This window comes from Mesorhizobium sp. WSM4849, from assembly GCF_055811385.1.
Genome location: NZ_JBVVPW010000021.1, coordinates 1 through 15,168 on the forward strand (window position 1 = coordinate 1; position 15,168 = coordinate 15,168).

The 15,168-nt window shown below is 62.0% G+C and carries 18 protein-coding genes; 3 read left to right on the plus strand and 15 right to left on the minus strand.

Annotated elements, in window-relative coordinates; genetic code table 11:
* Positions 1–127 precede the first annotated feature (127 nt).
* The 4 genes from clpA to AC0L3L_RS22685 form a co-directional block, all read right to left on the minus strand.
* Positions 128–2,596, minus strand: coding sequence for an ATP-dependent Clp protease ATP-binding subunit ClpA (gene clpA, locus AC0L3L_RS22670; protein WP_473639164.1), 2,469 nt, complete (start codon positions 2,594–2,596; stop codon positions 128–130).
* A 6-nt stretch (positions 2,597–2,602) separates the two neighbouring features.
* The gene (gene clpS, locus AC0L3L_RS22675; RefSeq protein WP_165848388.1) at positions 2,603–2,929 is read right to left on the minus strand and encodes an ATP-dependent Clp protease adapter ClpS; all 327 of its coding nucleotides are present in this window, start codon (positions 2,927–2,929) and stop codon (positions 2,603–2,605) included.
* A 272-nt stretch (positions 2,930–3,201) separates the two neighbouring features.
* Positions 3,202–3,531: a phasin family protein gene (locus tag AC0L3L_RS22680; protein WP_123145836.1), complete on the minus strand. Its 330-nt coding sequence runs from the start codon at positions 3,529–3,531 to the stop codon at positions 3,202–3,204.
* Positions 3,532–3,601: 70 nt separating this feature from the next.
* Positions 3,602–3,844, minus strand: a complete 243-nt coding sequence (locus AC0L3L_RS22685; protein WP_473487020.1) for a hypothetical protein — start codon at positions 3,842–3,844, stop codon at positions 3,602–3,604.
* Between the two features lie 2 nt (positions 3,845–3,846).
* On the opposite strand from AC0L3L_RS22685, the gene AC0L3L_RS22690 reads away from it, so the two are divergent.
* Positions 3,847–5,262 (plus strand): D-alanyl-D-alanine carboxypeptidase, encoded by a 1,416-nt coding sequence (locus AC0L3L_RS22690; protein WP_473639165.1) that lies wholly within the window; start codon positions 3,847–3,849, stop codon positions 5,260–5,262.
* Positions 5,263–5,307: 45 nt separating this feature from the next.
* On the opposite strand, the gene AC0L3L_RS22695 is transcribed toward AC0L3L_RS22690, so the two are convergent.
* The 4 genes from AC0L3L_RS22695 to AC0L3L_RS22710 all read right to left on the minus strand — a co-directional run bounded on the left by AC0L3L_RS22695 (position 5,308) and on the right by AC0L3L_RS22710 (position 8,764).
* Entirely contained in the window at positions 5,308–6,006 is a 699-nt protein-coding gene (locus AC0L3L_RS22695) for a DnaJ domain-containing protein (protein WP_473639166.1), read from the minus strand.
* The gene (locus AC0L3L_RS22700; RefSeq protein ID WP_473487023.1) at positions 6,006–6,737 is read right to left on the minus strand and encodes a vWA domain-containing protein; all 732 of its coding nucleotides are present in this window, start codon (positions 6,735–6,737) and stop codon (positions 6,006–6,008) included. The genes AC0L3L_RS22695 and AC0L3L_RS22700 overlap by 1 nt, the downstream gene beginning before the upstream one ends.
* 98 nt (positions 6,738–6,835) lie before the next feature.
* A complete protein-coding gene (locus tag AC0L3L_RS22705; protein ID WP_473639167.1) occupies positions 6,836–7,273 on the minus strand; it encodes a DUF1489 family protein in 438 nt (145 codons plus the stop codon).
* An 87-nt stretch (positions 7,274–7,360) separates the two neighbouring features.
* A complete protein-coding gene (locus tag AC0L3L_RS22710) occupies positions 7,361–8,764 on the minus strand; it encodes an L-serine ammonia-lyase (protein WP_473639168.1) in 1,404 nt (467 codons plus the stop codon).
* A 161-nt stretch (positions 8,765–8,925) separates the two neighbouring features.
* On the opposite strand from AC0L3L_RS22710, the gene AC0L3L_RS22715 reads away from it, so the two are divergent.
* Positions 8,926–9,681: a DUF599 domain-containing protein gene (locus AC0L3L_RS22715; protein ID WP_473487026.1), complete on the plus strand. Its 756-nt coding sequence runs from the start codon at positions 8,926–8,928 to the stop codon at positions 9,679–9,681.
* Here the strand turns inward: AC0L3L_RS22715 and AC0L3L_RS22720 are convergent.
* From AC0L3L_RS22720 to AC0L3L_RS22740, 5 genes are all read right to left on the minus strand, one after another.
* Positions 9,618–10,427 (minus strand): YdcF family protein, encoded by an 810-nt coding sequence (locus tag AC0L3L_RS22720; protein ID WP_473639169.1) that lies wholly within the window; start codon positions 10,425–10,427, stop codon positions 9,618–9,620. The genes AC0L3L_RS22715 and AC0L3L_RS22720 overlap by 64 nt on opposite strands.
* A 26-nt stretch (positions 10,428–10,453) precedes the next feature.
* Positions 10,454–12,019: an amidase gene (locus AC0L3L_RS22725; protein WP_473487028.1), complete on the minus strand. Its 1,566-nt coding sequence runs from the start codon at positions 12,017–12,019 to the stop codon at positions 10,454–10,456.
* Positions 12,019–12,477, minus strand: coding sequence for a GNAT family N-acetyltransferase (locus tag AC0L3L_RS22730; protein ID WP_473639170.1), 459 nt, complete (start codon positions 12,475–12,477; stop codon positions 12,019–12,021). Before AC0L3L_RS22730 ends, AC0L3L_RS22725 begins: the two co-directional genes overlap by 1 nt.
* 7 nt (positions 12,478–12,484) lie before the next feature.
* Positions 12,485–12,772, minus strand: coding sequence for an Asp-tRNA(Asn)/Glu-tRNA(Gln) amidotransferase subunit GatC (gene gatC, locus AC0L3L_RS22735; RefSeq protein ID WP_473487030.1), 288 nt, complete (start codon positions 12,770–12,772; stop codon positions 12,485–12,487).
* Positions 12,773–12,917: 145 nt separating this feature from the next.
* Positions 12,918–13,625 (minus strand): metal-dependent hydrolase, encoded by a 708-nt coding sequence (locus AC0L3L_RS22740; protein WP_473487031.1) that lies wholly within the window; start codon positions 13,623–13,625, stop codon positions 12,918–12,920.
* Positions 13,626–13,725: 100 nt separating this feature from the next.
* On the opposite strand from AC0L3L_RS22740, the gene ruvX reads away from it, so the two are divergent.
* The gene (gene ruvX, locus AC0L3L_RS22745; protein WP_123145825.1) at positions 13,726–14,211 is read left to right on the plus strand and encodes a Holliday junction resolvase RuvX; all 486 of its coding nucleotides are present in this window, start codon (positions 13,726–13,728) and stop codon (positions 14,209–14,211) included.
* On the opposite strand, the gene AC0L3L_RS22750 is transcribed toward ruvX, so the two are convergent.
* Both AC0L3L_RS22750 and AC0L3L_RS22755 read right to left on the minus strand, forming a co-directional pair.
* Entirely contained in the window at positions 14,178–14,489 is a 312-nt protein-coding gene (locus AC0L3L_RS22750; protein WP_123145824.1) for a DUF6105 family protein, read from the minus strand. The two genes, ruvX and AC0L3L_RS22750, sit on opposite strands and share 34 nt — an antisense overlap.
* Positions 14,489–15,085 carry a hypothetical protein gene (locus AC0L3L_RS22755; protein ID WP_473639171.1) on the minus strand — a complete coding sequence of 199 codons (597 nt, stop codon included), beginning with the start codon at positions 15,083–15,085 and terminating at the stop codon, positions 14,489–14,491. The genes AC0L3L_RS22750 and AC0L3L_RS22755 overlap by 1 nt, the downstream gene beginning before the upstream one ends.
* Positions 15,086–15,168 lie beyond the last annotated feature (83 nt).

The following is a 15,168-nucleotide window of genomic DNA, read 5'->3' on the forward strand; positions in this document are numbered from 1 at the left end:
TTTCCGGCAAAACGAAACCCAAATTCAGGCGAAAATCTTAAATTAAATCAAAGCGTTCCGCGTTCTTCACGGACGACCATCTAACAAAAAAAGCCCCGTTTCCGGGGCTTTTCTAGTTTTCAGACCATCACCCCTTGCGGGGCAGTTGCGGCACCAGGCTGCGCTTGCCGCCATCCTTGCCCTTAGGCTCCGTCTTCTGCGCGATCGCCTTTTTCGGGACGGGCTTCTTGATGGCAGCTTTCTTGGGTTTCGGCGTGTCGTCCGGTTCTTCCTTCTTCGGCTTGACCGGCGCCTCGTCGGCGAGCGACTCGAGCTTCAGGCCAGTCTCGCCGGTCTCCTTCTGCTCGACGGTGACGCGCACCGTGCCGCCCTTCTTGAGCTTGCCGAACAGCACCTCGTCGGCCAGCGGCTTCTTGATGTGCTCCTGGATGACGCGGCCGAGCGGCCGTGCTCCCATGCGCTCGTCATAGCCCTTCTCGGCCAGCCAGGCGATCGCCTCCTGCGACAGGTCGAAGGTGACGCCACGCTCGGAGAGCTGGGCCTCAAGCTGCATGACAAACTTCTGCACCACCTGGTGGATGACCGGAATCGGCAGCGAGCCGAACGGGATGATCGCATCGAGACGGTTGCGGAACTCCGGCGTGAACAGCCGGTTGATCGCCTCGACATCGTCGCCTTCGCGCTTGGTCGAGCCGAAACCGATCGCCGCGCGCTGCGCATCCGAGGCGCCCGCGTTGGTGGTCATGATCAGGATGACATTGCGGAAGTCGATCTGCTTGCCGTTGTGGTCGGTCAGCTTGCCGTGGTCCATGACCTGCAACAGGATGTTGAACAGGTCCGGATGCGCCTTCTCGACCTCGTCCAGCAACAGCACGCAATGCGGATGCTGGTCGACGCCGTCGGTCAGCAGGCCGCCCTGGTCGAAGCCGACATAGCCGGGAGGCGCGCCGATCAGCCGCGAGACGGTGTGGCGTTCCATATATTCGGACATGTCGAAGCGGATCAGCTCGACACCGAGCGAGGCGGCGAGCTGCTTTGCCACTTCGGTCTTGCCGACGCCGGTCGGTCCCGAGAATAGATAGGAGCCGATCGGCTTCTCCGGTTCGCGCAGGCCGGCCCGCGCCAGCTTGATCGCCGAGGTCAACGCCGTGATCGCGGTGTCCTGACCGTAGACGACGCGCTTCAGCTCGACGTCGAGACCGGCCAGCACCTTCTCGTCGTCGGCGGAAACCGTCTTCGGCGGAATGCGGGCGATGGTGGCGATCGTCGCTTCGATCTCCTTGATGCCGATGGTCTTCTTGCGCTTGGCCTCCGGCACCAGCATCTGCGAAGCGCCGGTCTCGTCGATCACGTCGATCGCCTTGTCCGGCAGCTTGCGGTCGTTGATGTAGCGCGCCGACAGTTCGACCGAAGCCTTGATTGCCTCAGCTGTGTAGCGAACCTTGTGGAACTCCTCGAAATACGGCTTCAGGCCCTTCATGATCTCGATGGCGTCTTCGATGGTCGGCTCGTTGACGTCGATCTTCTGGAAGCGCCGCACCAAGGCGCGGTCCTTCTCGAAGAACTGGCGGAACTCCTTGTAGGTGGTCGAGCCGATGCAGCGGATCGTTCCGGACGACAGCGCCGGCTTCAACAGGTTCGACGCATCCATGGCGCCGCCCGACGTCGCCCCTGCCCCGATCACCGTGTGGATCTCGTCGATGAACAGAACCGCGCCCGGATAATCCTCGAGTTCCTTGACGACCTGCTTCAGCCGCTCCTCGAAATCGCCGCGATAGCGGGTGCCGGCCAGCAATGTTCCCATATCAAGCGCGAAGATGGTGGCGTTGTGCAGCACTTCCGGCACGTCGCCCTCGACGATGCGCTTGGCAAGGCCTTCGGCGATCGCCGTCTTGCCGACGCCGGGGTCGCCGACATAGAGCGGATTGTTCTTGGAGCGGCGGCACAGCACCTGGATGGTGCGGTTGATCTCGGACTCGCGGCCGATCAGCGGATCGATCTTGCCGGCCTTGGCCTTGTTGTTCAGATTGACGCAATAGGCGGTCAGCGCGTCCTGCTGCTGCTTTTTCTTGCCGCCGTCCTCTTGCGGCTCGGCGCCGCTCTGGCCGCCCTGCTCGTCGTCGGCGCCGCGCGGCGACCGCGTCTCGGATGCGCCGGGACGCTTGGCGATGCCATGCGAGATGTAGTTGACCGCGTCATAGCGGGTCATCTGCTGTTCCTGCAGGAAATAGGCGGCATGGCTCTCGCGCTCGGCGAAGATGGCAACGAGCACGTTGGCGCCGGAGACTTCCTCGCGGCCGGACGACTGAACATGGATCACCGCACGCTGGATGACGCGCTGGAAACCGGCCGTCGGCTTGGAATCCTCGTCGTAGCCGGTGACGAGATTGTCGAGCTCGGTGTCGATATAGGTGAGAACCGTATGCTTCAACTCGTCGAGATCGACGTTGCAGGCGCGCATGACCGCGGCCGCCTCGGTGTCGTCGATAAGGGCGAGCAGCAAATGTTCAAGGGTTGCGTATTCGTGGTGCCGCTCATTGGCGAGCGTCAGCGCCTGGTGAAGCGCCTTTTCCAGGCCTTGGGAGAAAGCCGGCATGTTACCTCACTTCTTCTCCATCACGCATTGCAGCGGATGCTGATTCTGTCGGGCGAAATCCATGACCTGAGACACTTTGGTCTCGGCCACCTCGAATGTATAGACCCCGCACTCGCCCACTCCATGATTGTGAACATGGAGCATGATGCGGGTGGCGGCTTCACGGTCCTTCTGGAAAAAACGCTCCAGCACGTGAACCACGAATTCCATGGGCGTGTAGTCGTCGTTGAGAATGAGGACCCGATAAAGGCTAGGCTTCTTGATCTTGGTCTTGGTGCGCGTGATGACGGCCGTGCCGCGACCGGCCTCATTGCCGTCGCTGCCGTTTTGCATCCGCACTACATCTCTCGTGGCAGTCAAACCAATCGTCACGTAGCCCTGCCTTTTCGAATCCCCATATGAGTTCGACATGTAGGTCTTCGATGGACGATTTTAAGCCCTTCTGTTTAGCTGACAATATGGCTAGGTGGCCAAACTTGACCGATTTTTCGAAATCGTGAAGGCAGCAGAGCCCTCTTTTCAAATTGCCATGAAAAAACCCGGCCGCGCGTTCGCGACCGGGTCTGTCTTGCAGGCCCGAGGGCCATCTTCACATTATAGCGAGATTATTTCGCTTTTGCGACCATTGATTCGAACGGCTTGTAGGCCTCTTTGGCGAGTTCGGCATAGAGATCGCCGATCTTGGTCGCTTCGGTGACGAAGGCTTCGTACGATTGCTTGGCAAAATCGGACTGGATCTCGATCGCCTTCTCCAGCGACTTGGCCGACAAAAGTTTCTCGGCTGCTGCGCTGCCGGCCTCGAAGCTTTTCTTGGTGTACTCGCCCGCCTCGGTGGCGATGGCCTGCGCACCCTTGGAAAGGGATGCGAAGCTCTTCAAGCCGGTGTCGGCAAACTCCTTGCCGTATTTGCTGAAATCTTCATAGGTCTGGGTCATTTCACGCTCCCTTGACAGTTGCCGTTGAACGGAGACGCGCCCTGTCCGGGGCCGCGTTGTGCAATGCAAGTTATATATTGTGCACTGCACAAAAAGTCAATGTTTCACCGAGCGCGGTTCCAGCCGACCGGCGCGGCATACAGGCCCAGCCACCGGCAATGGCTAAAATTCGAATAAAGAGAAGCTCAAGCCCGAGGAAAATGGTGAACACGGTGGTTACCATAAACGGATTGGTAACGCTGACCGCGATAGCTTGCTTGAAGTGAGGCAGGACCTTTGCCGCCTCCAGCAACAAAAAATTCAAAGGAACCATCGGTGCGTCAGGCGTTGTCGGGCATTCTCTCCAAATCCTCGTCCTCTTTGAAAACGATCATGATCCTCGCTTTGGCGATGACATTCGTCGTTGCCGACGCTGCTTCGTCGATGGCGGCGAGGTCAGCGGCCATCGTCATCGATGCCAAGACCGGCAAGGTGCTTTATTCTTCGAATGCCGATGGTCGGCGCTACCCGGCCTCGCTCACCAAGATGATGACGCTTTACCTGGCCTTCGAGGCCATGGCGAACGGCAAGGTCAGCAAGAACTCCCGGGTCGTCTTCTCGGCCAATGCTGCTGCTGAACCGCCAACGAAACTCGGCGTCAGACGGGGCGGCGCGATCACGGTCGAGACCGCGATCCTATCGATGGTGACCAAGTCGGCAAACGACTCGGCAACGGCGCTCGGCGAGCTTCTTGGTGGCAATGAAGCCAATTTCGCCCACATGATGACAGCCAAGGCGCGGGCGCTGGGCATGAAGGGGACCGTTTTCCGCAACGCCCACGGCTTGCCAAATCCCGGTCAATTCACGACCGCGCGCGACATGGCGGTGCTCGGCATCGCGCTGCGGGAGCATTTTCCGCAGTATTACGGCTATTTCTCGCAGCGTTCCTTTCTCTACGGCCGCAAGCGCATCAACGGCCATAACCGCCTGCTTGGGCGCATCAAGGGCGTCGACGGTATCAAGACCGGTTACACCCGCGCCTCCGGCTACAATCTCGTTTCCTCGGTCGACGACGGCGATCGCCGCATCGTCGCAGTGATCATAGGCGGGAAATCCGGCGGCAGCCGCGACAACCAGATGGCCGCATTGATCAACACCTACATGCCGAAGGCATCCTCGCGCGGCAGCGGCATGCTGATCGCCAAGGCCAGCGGCGGCAATCCCATCACCGCGCTGGCAAAAGTGTTCCTGCCCAAGCGCGATGCGCCGACGCCGGACAGCAGGCCGGACGACGATGCCCCGGACGGCGATGCCATTGCCTCGCTAGTTGAGGAAACCGAGCCCGCCGTTGAAGAAACCAGCCCCGTCGCCCAGACCAGGCCAGTCTCTCAGACCAAGAAGGTCAACACAGTGGCCGCGGCCACGGCGGACGATGTGGCGACGGCACGGGTCGCAGCTGCCTACGCCGAACCGGCGGCGGTCGATCCCGTCAACACCGCATCGGTGCCGTCCGGTTGGGCAGTCCAGGTCGCCTCTTCGCCAAAACAATCCGAAGCCCAGGCTCTCCTGGACGAGACGAGCAAGCAGGCGCCTTCGATCCTCGCCCATGCCACAGGTTTCACCGTCGCCTTCGAAAAGGACGGCGTCACCTACTACCGCGCCCGGTTCGGCTTTGGTTCGAAGACTGCCGCCTGGAAAGCCTGCAACGCCCTGAAGAAAAAGAAAATCGCGTGCTACGCCGTCCAGCAATAGACGGCGTCGAAAACATCTCCCGGAAAAATTCTGCGTCGAAGGAGACTAGTTGTGATCGGAGAGCAAGACGTCCTTGGCTTCATTGATCCGCGCCGCCAGAAAAGAAGTGCCGCCGATATCGGGGTGCAAGCGCTGCATCAGGCGGCGGTGCGCCTTGCGGACATCCGCCGCGGCGGCCCCCGCTTCAAGACCAAGGATCTTGTAGGCCTCCTCCTTAGTCATGGCGCCCGAACCTGGCGAAACACCCAGCCCGTCGCCACCATTCGCCTCAGCGTCTTTGCGCCAGATGGGAAATCTGCCGTCAAGATACGTCTCTAGCAACTGGCGGCTCTCCGGGTCGCCGGGGAGTTCGCGATAAAGCTGCTGCAATTCCGCAAGGCTCATCGTGCCAAGCATCTTGCCTTCATGGCGGCCGGCGAGCACGAGCCCCTCCAGACTGCCGGTATCGTGATCAAGCTCCATTTCGAGTGCCGCGGTGCGCACCGTCGAATGCTTGCCCGGCTCCAGTTTCGCCGTCGGCCGCTTCATCCGCATCGAGCCATACCAGGCGAGCGCCGTCGACAGGATCAAGCCGCCGATGCCTTCGCGTCCGACCAGAAGCACGGCGACGCCGATCAGCGCCAGCAGGACGGGGCCAAGCGTCCTCATCCCGCTTGCGAGTTTCGCGGGGTCGGCGCGGAGAAATACCGTGGCCACGCCGAGCAGCCCCAAAAGCAACGCCACGAATGCGATAATCGCGCCCATTATTTCCTGCCGCCTCGCAGATGCTCGATCATCAGCCGGTCTTCCGGCCTCCCCCTGGCCTCCAGTGCCTTTAGCCCGCCGGTTGCAAACACGGCGACCGCCGAAAGCAGGCTGGCCAAGGTTGCGGCCGCCCGCCGATCAAATCGAAACCAAGCCCCTTTGGACAGCCGCGCAATTTCCTTGAATGCCTTTTCCGCCTCGGCATCGTGGCCCTCCTGAAAGACGAAGACAGGAACGCCGTGCAGGCCGAGGCTGCCGGCCTTTTCGGCCAGGTCGTCTATATTTTCTTCCATCGCATCGCCGATATAGACCAGCGCGTTGACCTTGGCCGCCGCCGTCTGTTTCAGCGCATGGGCGAGCACCTTGCCGATCTGGGTATGGCCGCTGCGGCATTCGATCCGCGTCATCAGCTGCTTCAGCGCGTCCGTATCGGTGACGAAAGCGGATGAGCGGCACTCGCCAAGACCACGAAAATAAACCAGTTGGACCTTGAGCGCCCCGGCCTTGCCGACGGCGTCGAACATCTCGCCCTGCAGCGCACAGGCGAGATCCCAGGTCGGCTGGCGGCTCATCGTCGCGTCGAGGGAAAGGATCAGCCTGCCTGAACCGGTCGCGGACGCAGCGAGCGTCCTCGCCTGACGGATAAAGGCGTCGATCTCGCCGGTGCTCGATTGGAACTCGACCGGCGCAGGATTGGCCTTTGCGGGCACGGGCTGCTTCTTGTCGCTCATGACATTCAAGATGTGGCGTTGTCGCACAGCTTGCAAGCCCAGCATGAGGCGACTGGAGGGCCAGCGGTCACGGCAGCTTTGAATTTTGGGGGGCCTTCCTAGAGAAGGCCGAGATCGGCAAGCGCGCGCCTGAGTTTCGGCGGCATCTCGACCAGTCCCGCTTTACCCTTGCCGAGATCGGCCGGTGCGTCCGACGGTTTCAGGTAGCGCCAGCCTTGAAAGGCGCGGCGCGGCTGCCATTCGGTGCGCACGACCGCGGGATCGAGCATCAGATGACAGCGGCCGATGCCGTCGTCATCGGTGAAAGGACGGATCTCCGTGATCAACTGGCGGCATTGCACATTGCCCTTGATCACCCAGTAGAGGGAACCGCCATCGGTAACCTCGGCGCCGCGCGTCGGCATCATGCGGGTGGTGTGGTAGTGCTCGACCGGTTCACCGGCGCGCCGCCGTTCGTCGAGGCGGAAGGCGATCCACCCTTCGAGGTCCTCGACGCTGTCGCAGCCGACACAGAGCTTTATGAGATTGAGAGACATGGATTAAGGTTTAGTCCGGCGTGCGAAGGCGTCAACGGTCGGGTCGACTTTCTCCACAGTGCCAGTGTTCGCAGTACCGAGTCTGGGTCAGCATTCCACGATATTGACGGCCAGTCCGCCGAGGCTGGTTTCCTTGTATTTCTCGTTCATGTCGAGCCCGGTCTGGCGCATGGTCTCGATTGCGGCATCGAGCGGCACGAAATGAACGCCGTCGCCCTTGATGGCCAGCGAAGCAGCGGTCACCGCCTTGACGGCGCCGAGCGCGTTGCGCTCAATGCAAGGCACCTGCACCAGCCCACCGACCGGATCGCAGGTCATGCCGAGATGATGTTCAAGTGCGATCTCGGCGGCGTTCTCGACCTGCTCGGGCGTGCCGCCCATGACGGCGCACAGCCCCGCTGCCGCCATCGCCGAGGCCGAACCGACCTCGCCCTGGCAGCCGACCTCGGCGCCTGAGATCGAAGCGTTGGTCTTGATGATGCCGCCGATCGCCGCCGCGGTCAGCAGGAAATCGCGGATGCTTGGCTGGTCGGCCTCGGGATGGAAATGCAGCCAGTAGCGCAGCACCGCGGGCAGCGTGCCTGCAGCACCATTGGTCGGCGCGGTGACGACGCGCCCGCCGGCGGCGTTCTCCTCGTTCACCGCCATGGCATAGATCGACAGCCAGTCGTTGGCGAGCAGCGGATTGGGCCGGTTCTGCTGCCACTGCTCCTGCAGCTTGTCATGCAATCGCCGCGCGCGTCGGCGCACCTTCAATCCACCCGGCATGATGCCGTCCTGCGACAGGCCACGCTCGATGCAGCTGTTCATGGCGCTCCAGATGCCGTCGAGGCCGGCGTCGAGTTCCTCGCGCGGCATCTGCGTCTCTTCGTTGACGCGCTTCATGTCGGCGATGGAAAGACCGCTTTTTGCCGCCATCGACAGCATCTCGACGGCGTTCTTGAAGGGGTATGGAACCTTCTTGCCTTCCGTCGTCACCGAGCCCTTCACCTTCATCCGCTGCAGTTCTTCCTCGGAAACCACGAAGCCGCCGCCGATCGAATAATAGATGCGCTTGAGCAGCAGGCGATCGTCGGCATCATAGGCGGAGAAGGCCATGCCGTTGGCGTGGCCGGAAAGCGGCGTCTTGCGGTCCAGCACCAGGTCCGTTGCCGGGTCGAAGCGATAGGAGGGATGGCCGGGCGGCGAAATCCGCTTGTCGGCGGCAATACGGTCGACGATGCTGTCCGCTTGATCGGGGTCCACCGTCTGCGGCATCTGGCCGGCAAGGCCGAGCACGACGGCACGGTCGGAACCATGGCCGATGCCGGTATAGGCAAGCGAGCCGTGCAGGCTGGCAGCGAGGCGGTCGACCTTGGCGCCGGCCGGGCGTGGCCAGTCATCTCCCGCGACCTCGTCGAGAAAACGCCGCGCAGCCGTCATCGGCCCCATCGTGTGCGAACTCGATGGTCCAATGCCGATCTTGAACAGGTCGAAAACCGAAAGGAACACGCGCCGCTCTCTCCTATTGGAATTTACATATAGGAATTCCTGTGATGTTTCCGCTCTTTCGAAGATCGCGGCGCTGCACCTGCCGACCTTGTTTGCTCCGGCAGCGACATCGTTGCGTTCCGCCATCGAAGCGGGGCCACCGCTTGTGGTAAAAGGGTCGCATGGGCGATTCCTTTCATTTGTCGACGGCCGACCTCGTGGCGCTGGCCTTCTTCCTTTTCGTATGGGTGCTGCATACGCTCGCCTCCGACGGGAAGCTGGTCAGCCGCATGTCGCTGACGACAGCGATGAACGTCCAGCGCGAAGCCTGGATGCGGACCATGGCCGAACGCGAGATCCGCATCGTCGACACCGCCATTATGGCAGGTCTTCAACAGGGAACCGCCTTCTTCGCCTCCAGTTCGCTGATTGCGATCGGCGGCTGTTTTGCCCTGCTCGGCGCCTCCGATCAGGTTGTTTCGATGCTGAGCGATCTGCCCCTCGGCGCGACATCATCCCGCTCCGCCTTTCAGATGAAGGTGTTCGGATTGGTGCTGATCCTTGCCTATTCCTTTTTCAAGTTCGGCTGGGCCTACCGGCTGTTCAACTATTGCTCGATCCTGATCGGTGCGGTGCCGATCCGGCACGGCAAGGCTTCACGCAACCCGGTCAGCGAAACCGCGGTATGGCGGGCGGCGCGCATGAACATGCTGGCCGGAAAACATTTCAATTCCGGCATGCGCGGCGTCTTCTTCTCGATCGGCTATCTCGGCTGGTTCGTCGACCCAACGGTGTTCGTACTGTCGACGCTGCTGTTGCTGGCGGTTCTGGTGCGTCGCCAGTTCTTCTCGGCGGCGCGGCAAGCCGTGATCGGTCAGCCGCCCGAACCAACACCCGGTCCGGGGAAAAGCCGATCGATGCGGCCCGACAGCCAGTAGGCGACGAGCCCGATCCATTCGCGGACCGCCGTGCTGGCGGTTTGCAGCGAACCGAAGGGATCGTCGCGGAACATGCCGATGCCTTCCTTGCCGGAGGTGCGGTAATCGACCGGCCAAGGAACGGTGGCAAAGCCGGCCTTGTCGAACAGCGCCTTGGCGCGCGGCATGTGGAAGGCCGAGGTCACCAGCAGCCAGGTCTCGCCCGGTTTCGGGGTGACAAGTTGCCGGGTGAAGACGGCGTTCTCGTAGGTGTTGCGGGATTTTTTCTCGAGGATCAGCCGATCGGCCGTCACGCCAAGCGCGGCGAACAGACGCGGCGCCGTCTCTGCATCGCCCTCGCCTTCGCCGATCATTGCGATGGTGCCGCCTGAGATGACGACTTTCGCTGTCGGAAAATGCCGTGCCAGCACGGCCGCCGCGAGCATCCGATCGCCGCTTGCACTCAGTTCATAGCCGCCACGCACGAAATTGATGGCGCCCTCCATGCCGCCGCCGAGCACGACGATGCCATCGACCTTTTCCGGCAGCGGCGGGCGCGGAAACCGCTCTTCGAGCGGGTTGAGCATCAGCGCGCCGAGCGAGGTCCAGGTCGAGAGGGCGAGGATGAGAAAGGCCAGCCAGCTGCCGGTGGCAAACAGCTTTTTACGCCCGACCAAGGCAGCAAGCAACGCAACCAGCAGCAGGATGATCGCCAGATTCAACGGCTGGACGAGGAGCCAAAATACCTTGGAAAGATAGTAGAACATCCCTCACCCTCAGCTGGGAGACGACACTACCACCACTTTTCCGGCTGGAACGTACCCGCCGCCTGCTCGATCACATGGGCGGTCTGGAACAAAGTTTCCTCGTCGAAGGGCCGGCCGATGAGCTGCAGGCCGAGCGGCAGGCCCTTGGCGTCTAGCCCTGCGGGCACGGCGATGCCCGGCAGTCCAGCCATGTTCACCGTCACCGTGAAGATGTCATTGAGGTACATCTTGACCGGGTCGGCGGCCATGTCTTCGTCGGCGATGCCGAAGGCCGCCGATGGCGTTGCCGGTGTCAGGATGACATCAACGCCCGCCGCGAATGCATTTTCGAAATCCCGCTTGATGAGATTCCGCACTTTCTGCGCCTGCAGATAGTAGGCATCGTAGTAGCCGGCGGAGAGGACATAGGTGCCGATCATGATGCGGCGCTTGACCTCGCGGCCGAAGCCGGCGGCGCGGGTCTTTTCATACATGTCAACGATGTCCTTGCCCGGCACGCGCAGCCCGTAGCGGACGCCGTCATAGCGGGCGAGGTTTGATGAGGCTTCGGCGGGCGCGACGATGTAATAGGCGGGTAGCGCATATTTGGTATGCGGAAGCGAAATGTCGACGATCTCAGCACCGGCATCTTTCAGCCAGGCAATGCCTTTCTGCCACAGCGCCTCAATCTCCTCAGGCATGCCGTCGACGCGGTATTCCCTGGGGATCCCGACCTTCATGCCCTTGATCGGCTTGCCGATCGCCGCCTCGTAATCCGGCACCGGCCGGTCGACCGAGGTGGTGTCCTTCGGATCGACCGAGGCCATGGATTTCAAGAGAATCGCGGCGTCACGCACATCGCGGGCGATCGGTCCGGCCTGGTCGAGCGACGAAGCAAAGGCGACAATACCCCAGCGCGAGCAGCGGCCGTAGGTCGGCTTGATGCCGACGGTGCCGGTGAAGGCGGCGGGCTGGCGGATCGACCCGCCGGTGTCGGTGGCGGTGGCGCCGGCACACAGGAGCGCCGAAACGGCGGAGGCCGAGCCACCCGACGAGCCGCCCGGCACAAGCTGGGCATTGTCGAGCGTACGCGCAGTCCGGGTGCCGCCGGCCGAGACAAAACCGCCATCGCCCTGATGCGTGGTCGGCATCACCACCGTGTCGAGGCGCGAACGCCTCCACGGATTGACGACAGGGCCGTAGTAGGAGGTCTCGTTGGAGGAGCCCATGGCGAACTCGTCCATGTTGAGCTTGCCGAGCATGACGGCGCCGTCGGCCCACAAATTGGCGGTGACGGTCGATTCGTAGTGCGGCTTGAACCCGTCCAGCACATGGCTGCAGGCCTGGGTGTGAATGCCTTCGGTGCCGAACAGGTCCTTTATCCCGAGCGGAATGCCTTCGAGCGACCCGCCCTCGCCCTTCGCCAGCTTCGCGTCCGAGTCCTTGGCCATGTCGCGCGCCTTGTCATCGGTAACGACGACATAGGCGTTGAGCGCCGGATTGGCCCGCTCGATCGCCTGAAGATAGGCTTCGGTGATCTCGGTTGCGGTGATTTCCTTGGTGCGCAGCATGGCGCGGGCCTGCGAAATCGTAAGGTGGGTCAGGTCGCTCATCAAGCAAGGCTCTTTTCGTAAAACACCGACCACTCGGTATCAGGGTAGTCCAGCACCGGGCCGCAGCGCGAAAATCCGGCGCGTTCATAGACGGTCCACGCAGCCGGATGGCGGTCGCCGGTTTCCAGCACCAAACGCTTCAGCCCTTCATTGCGCGCCAACGCTTCGATCCGCTCGACGATCCTGGCGCCGATCTTCCGTCCACGATGCGAAGGCCGCGCGTATATGCGCTTGACCTCGCCGACGGCGCCATCGTGGCGCTTCAGCGCGCCGCAGCCGATGGCAAGGCCGGTGTCGCGAGCGATGAAGACGGTTGTGTCATTGTCGGCCATCTGTTCGACGGTCATGTGGAAGCAGTGCTCCGGCGGCGTCAGTTCCAGCAGCGTGTCGTTGAGTTCCTTAACCAGCCCGCGCACGTCGTCCTGCAGCGGCGTCTCGATGGCGATCTCGATTGCCATCGGCCCGCTACTCCACGACCTTCGGAACGAGGAAGAAATTCTCTTCGGTGGCCGGTGCGTTGGCGACGATGTCGGCCGCCTTGCTGCCGTCGGTGACGACGTCCGGGCGCTTCTTCATCTCCATTGGGATAACTGAAGTCATCGGCTCGACGCCGGAAACGTCGACCTCGTTCAATTGCTCGACAAAGCCCAGAATGGCGTTCAACTCGCCGGTCATGCGCTCGGCATCCTCCTCGCTCACCGCAATACGGGCGAGATGCGCGACGCGCTTCACAGTCTTGACATCAACGGACATATTTGTTTGTGCCTCGGGAAAACCAGTCCGCGCTATAGCGGCGCGGCGCGTGCCGCGCAACATGCATCGTGCCGAGAACCGGCCCAGAAGGTCCAAGGCAGGGCCACGCCGTCGCAGAGGAAATAGCTGCCGGCTTTGGCATCCTCTACAAGGTGATCGTCCCGCCGATCTCCGGCAACGCCACCTTCACGCCGGATCCCTGCAACCCCGCGACGAACTTGTCGGCGGTCTGGTCGATGATCGGGAACGTGCCGAAGTGACTGGGGATGACGGTCTCGAACTGAAAGAAGCGCCGGCAGGCAAGGGCTGCCACTGCGCCACCCATGGTGAAGCGGTCGCCGACCGGCACGATGCCGATCTTCGGCTCATGTAATTCGTTGATCAGCGCCATGTCGGAAAAGATGTCGGTGTCGCCCATGTGATAGAGTGTCTTGTCCTCCGGAAAATGCAGGACGAGACCGCCTGGATTGCCGAGATAAGTGTTCTGGCCATTGTCACCTGGGAATGACGATGAATGCAGCGCCTGGACGAAGGTGGTGGTGAAACCGCCGCAATCGACGGTGCCGCCGATATTGCCGGGATTGATCTTCTTGTCGCTGGCGCCCTTGCCGACCAGGTACATGCAGACCTCGAAATTGGCGACCAGCATGGCGCCGCTTTTCCCAAGCACTTCAAGCGCACCGCTGATGTGATCGCTATGGCCGTGGGTCAAAAGGACATGCGTCACCCCTTCCGCCGGCTCTTCCCAGCCGCCCTTCCATGACGGATTGCCGATCAGATAGGGATCGATGAGGACTTTCGCGTCGGTGGTTTCGATGCGAAATGCGGAATGTCCGTACCAGGTCAGTTTCATGAATGCCTTCCTCGATTTTTGCTTTGCCAAAGGATAGAACGCCGGCAGTGAAATTAAAGTCCCGCAGCGTCCTTTGCGGGCAGCAGTCGAAGGAAAGCCGTTGAGCATCATCACCATCGAAGAGCTGCCGGCGCGGCTCAGCGGCGGCAAGACGCTGGCCGGGCTCGACCTCGGCGACAAGACCATTGGCGTCGCGGTTTCCGACCGGGGCTTTGCCTTCGCCCACCCGCGTCCCGTCATCATGCGCAGGAAATTCTCGCTGGATGCAGCTGTGCTGCTCGGCTTGCTGCAGAAAGAGAACGTCGGGGCCGTGGTGCTCGGTCTGCCGGTCAACATGGACGGGTCGGAAGGCCCGCGCGCCCAGAAATCCCGCGCCTTCGCCCGCAACATGGCTGCTGTGACCGACCTGCCCTTCGTTTTGTGGGACGAGCGACTGTCGACGGTGGCGGCTGAGCGGACGTTGATCGAGATGGATTTTTCGCGCCGCAAACGCGCCGGCAAGATCGATTCCGCCGCGGCGGCCTTTATTCTGCAGGGCGTTCTCGACCGGCTTCAGGCGCTCGGCGTCGGTGCCTGGTCGAAGTAGCGGTCGAGCATTATCCTGATCCAGCCACCGATCACCCGGCGGCGGCGGAACGCCCAAAACGCCATGAGCAGCAGACTGTCGAGGATGCAGGCCTTTGCCACCATGCCGGGAATGAGCGCCGGATCGATGCCAAGCATTTCCCCATAGAGCTGGAAGACGAGGTCATGCAATTGGCGGCTCAGCATGACGTAGCCGAAATTGATATCGTTGAGCGACAGGAAGAACCAGCCCCAGAACAGGGCGAGCGGGGCCGCCCATAGCGCGAACAAGGTGCGCATCAGCGGCGATCCCTCAAGTTTGTGTCCGGCCCGAAGTTTGTGTCCGGCCCGAAGCTTGCGTCCGGCCGGCCGGAAATGCGCGAGAGCACCGAGTTGTGCGCCGCCGCCTTCGCCATCACATGCGCGGCGGCACGGACTTCACCGGTGCCCGGAACCGTTGCGGCAAGGGCCGACCGCCGCTCTGCGAGCATGGCGACATAGGAAGCCAGCAGTGCCGCCAGTTGCACCGCGATAGCCATGAATAGCCCGTTGATGCCTTGCGCGGCGCCGCCGACGACAATCAGCGACAGTACGCCGGAGGCGGAGATGAAGGCGACCCGCACGACGCTGTCGGTGGCGTCCGGATTTGTCGGGTCGCTAAACAGAGTCTCGACAAAAGCCCAGCAGAAGAGCACCGCGACGACCAGCAGCGCTACGGCAAGCGCTGCCACGACGACGGCCTTTTCGAGGTCGACGAAGCTGGTGTTCTGGAGGACGACGCCGAGCACGCCAAGCGCTGCCGCAACACCGCGATTCCCGTCGATGCAGATGAACGCCAGCAGGGCGAAAACGACCGCCCAGTGCAAGGCCAGAAAGGAGCTTAATATATGCCGCATGGCGTTCCTGCTTCCGTAAACAGGACAGTGGGCTTTGCCGCCCGCCATCGCAATGGAAACCATTTGTTAAGGTTAACGGTCAT

What these genes read in the sequence shown, in the direction of transcription:
- clpA (WP_473639164.1), bottom strand. Translation starts at nt 2,596, where the DNA reads ATGCCGGCTTTCTCCCAAGGCCTGGAAAAGGCGCTTCACCAGGCGCTG.
- clpS (WP_165848388.1), bottom strand. Translation starts at nt 2,929, where the DNA reads ATGCAAAACGGCAGCGACGGCAATGAGGCCGGTCGCGGCACGGCCGTC.
- AC0L3L_RS22680 (WP_123145836.1), bottom strand. Translation starts at nt 3,531, where the DNA reads ATGACCCAGACCTATGAAGATTTCAGCAAATACGGCAAGGAGTTTGCC.
- AC0L3L_RS22685 (WP_473487020.1), bottom strand. Translation starts at nt 3,844, where the DNA reads ATGGTTCCTTTGAATTTTTTGTTGCTGGAGGCGGCAAAGGTCCTGCCT.
- AC0L3L_RS22695 (WP_473639166.1), bottom strand. Translation starts at nt 6,006, where the DNA reads ATGGGCGCGATTATCGCATTCGTGGCGTTGCTTTTGGGGCTGCTCGGC.
- AC0L3L_RS22700 (WP_473487023.1), bottom strand. Translation starts at nt 6,737, where the DNA reads ATGAGCGACAAGAAGCAGCCCGTGCCCGCAAAGGCCAATCCTGCGCCG.
- AC0L3L_RS22705 (WP_473639167.1), bottom strand. Translation starts at nt 7,273, where the DNA reads ATGTCTCTCAATCTCATAAAGCTCTGTGTCGGCTGCGACAGCGTCGAG.
- AC0L3L_RS22715 (WP_473487026.1), top strand. Translation starts at nt 8,926, where the DNA reads ATGGGCGATTCCTTTCATTTGTCGACGGCCGACCTCGTGGCGCTGGCC.
- AC0L3L_RS22720 (WP_473639169.1), bottom strand. Translation starts at nt 10,427, where the DNA reads ATGTTCTACTATCTTTCCAAGGTATTTTGGCTCCTCGTCCAGCCGTTG.
- AC0L3L_RS22725 (WP_473487028.1), bottom strand. Translation starts at nt 12,019, where the DNA reads ATGAGCGACCTGACCCACCTTACGATTTCGCAGGCCCGCGCCATGCTG.
- AC0L3L_RS22730 (WP_473639170.1), bottom strand. Translation starts at nt 12,477, where the DNA reads ATGGCAATCGAGATCGCCATCGAGACGCCGCTGCAGGACGACGTGCGC.
- gatC (WP_473487030.1), bottom strand. Translation starts at nt 12,772, where the DNA reads ATGTCCGTTGATGTCAAGACTGTGAAGCGCGTCGCGCATCTCGCCCGT.
- AC0L3L_RS22740 (WP_473487031.1), bottom strand. Translation starts at nt 13,625, where the DNA reads ATGAAACTGACCTGGTACGGACATTCCGCATTTCGCATCGAAACCACC.
- AC0L3L_RS22750 (WP_123145824.1), bottom strand. Translation starts at nt 14,489, where the DNA reads ATGCGCACCTTGTTCGCGCTATGGGCGGCCCCGCTCGCCCTGTTCTGG.
- AC0L3L_RS22755 (WP_473639171.1), bottom strand. Translation starts at nt 15,085, where the DNA reads ATGCGGCATATATTAAGCTCCTTTCTGGCCTTGCACTGGGCGGTCGTT.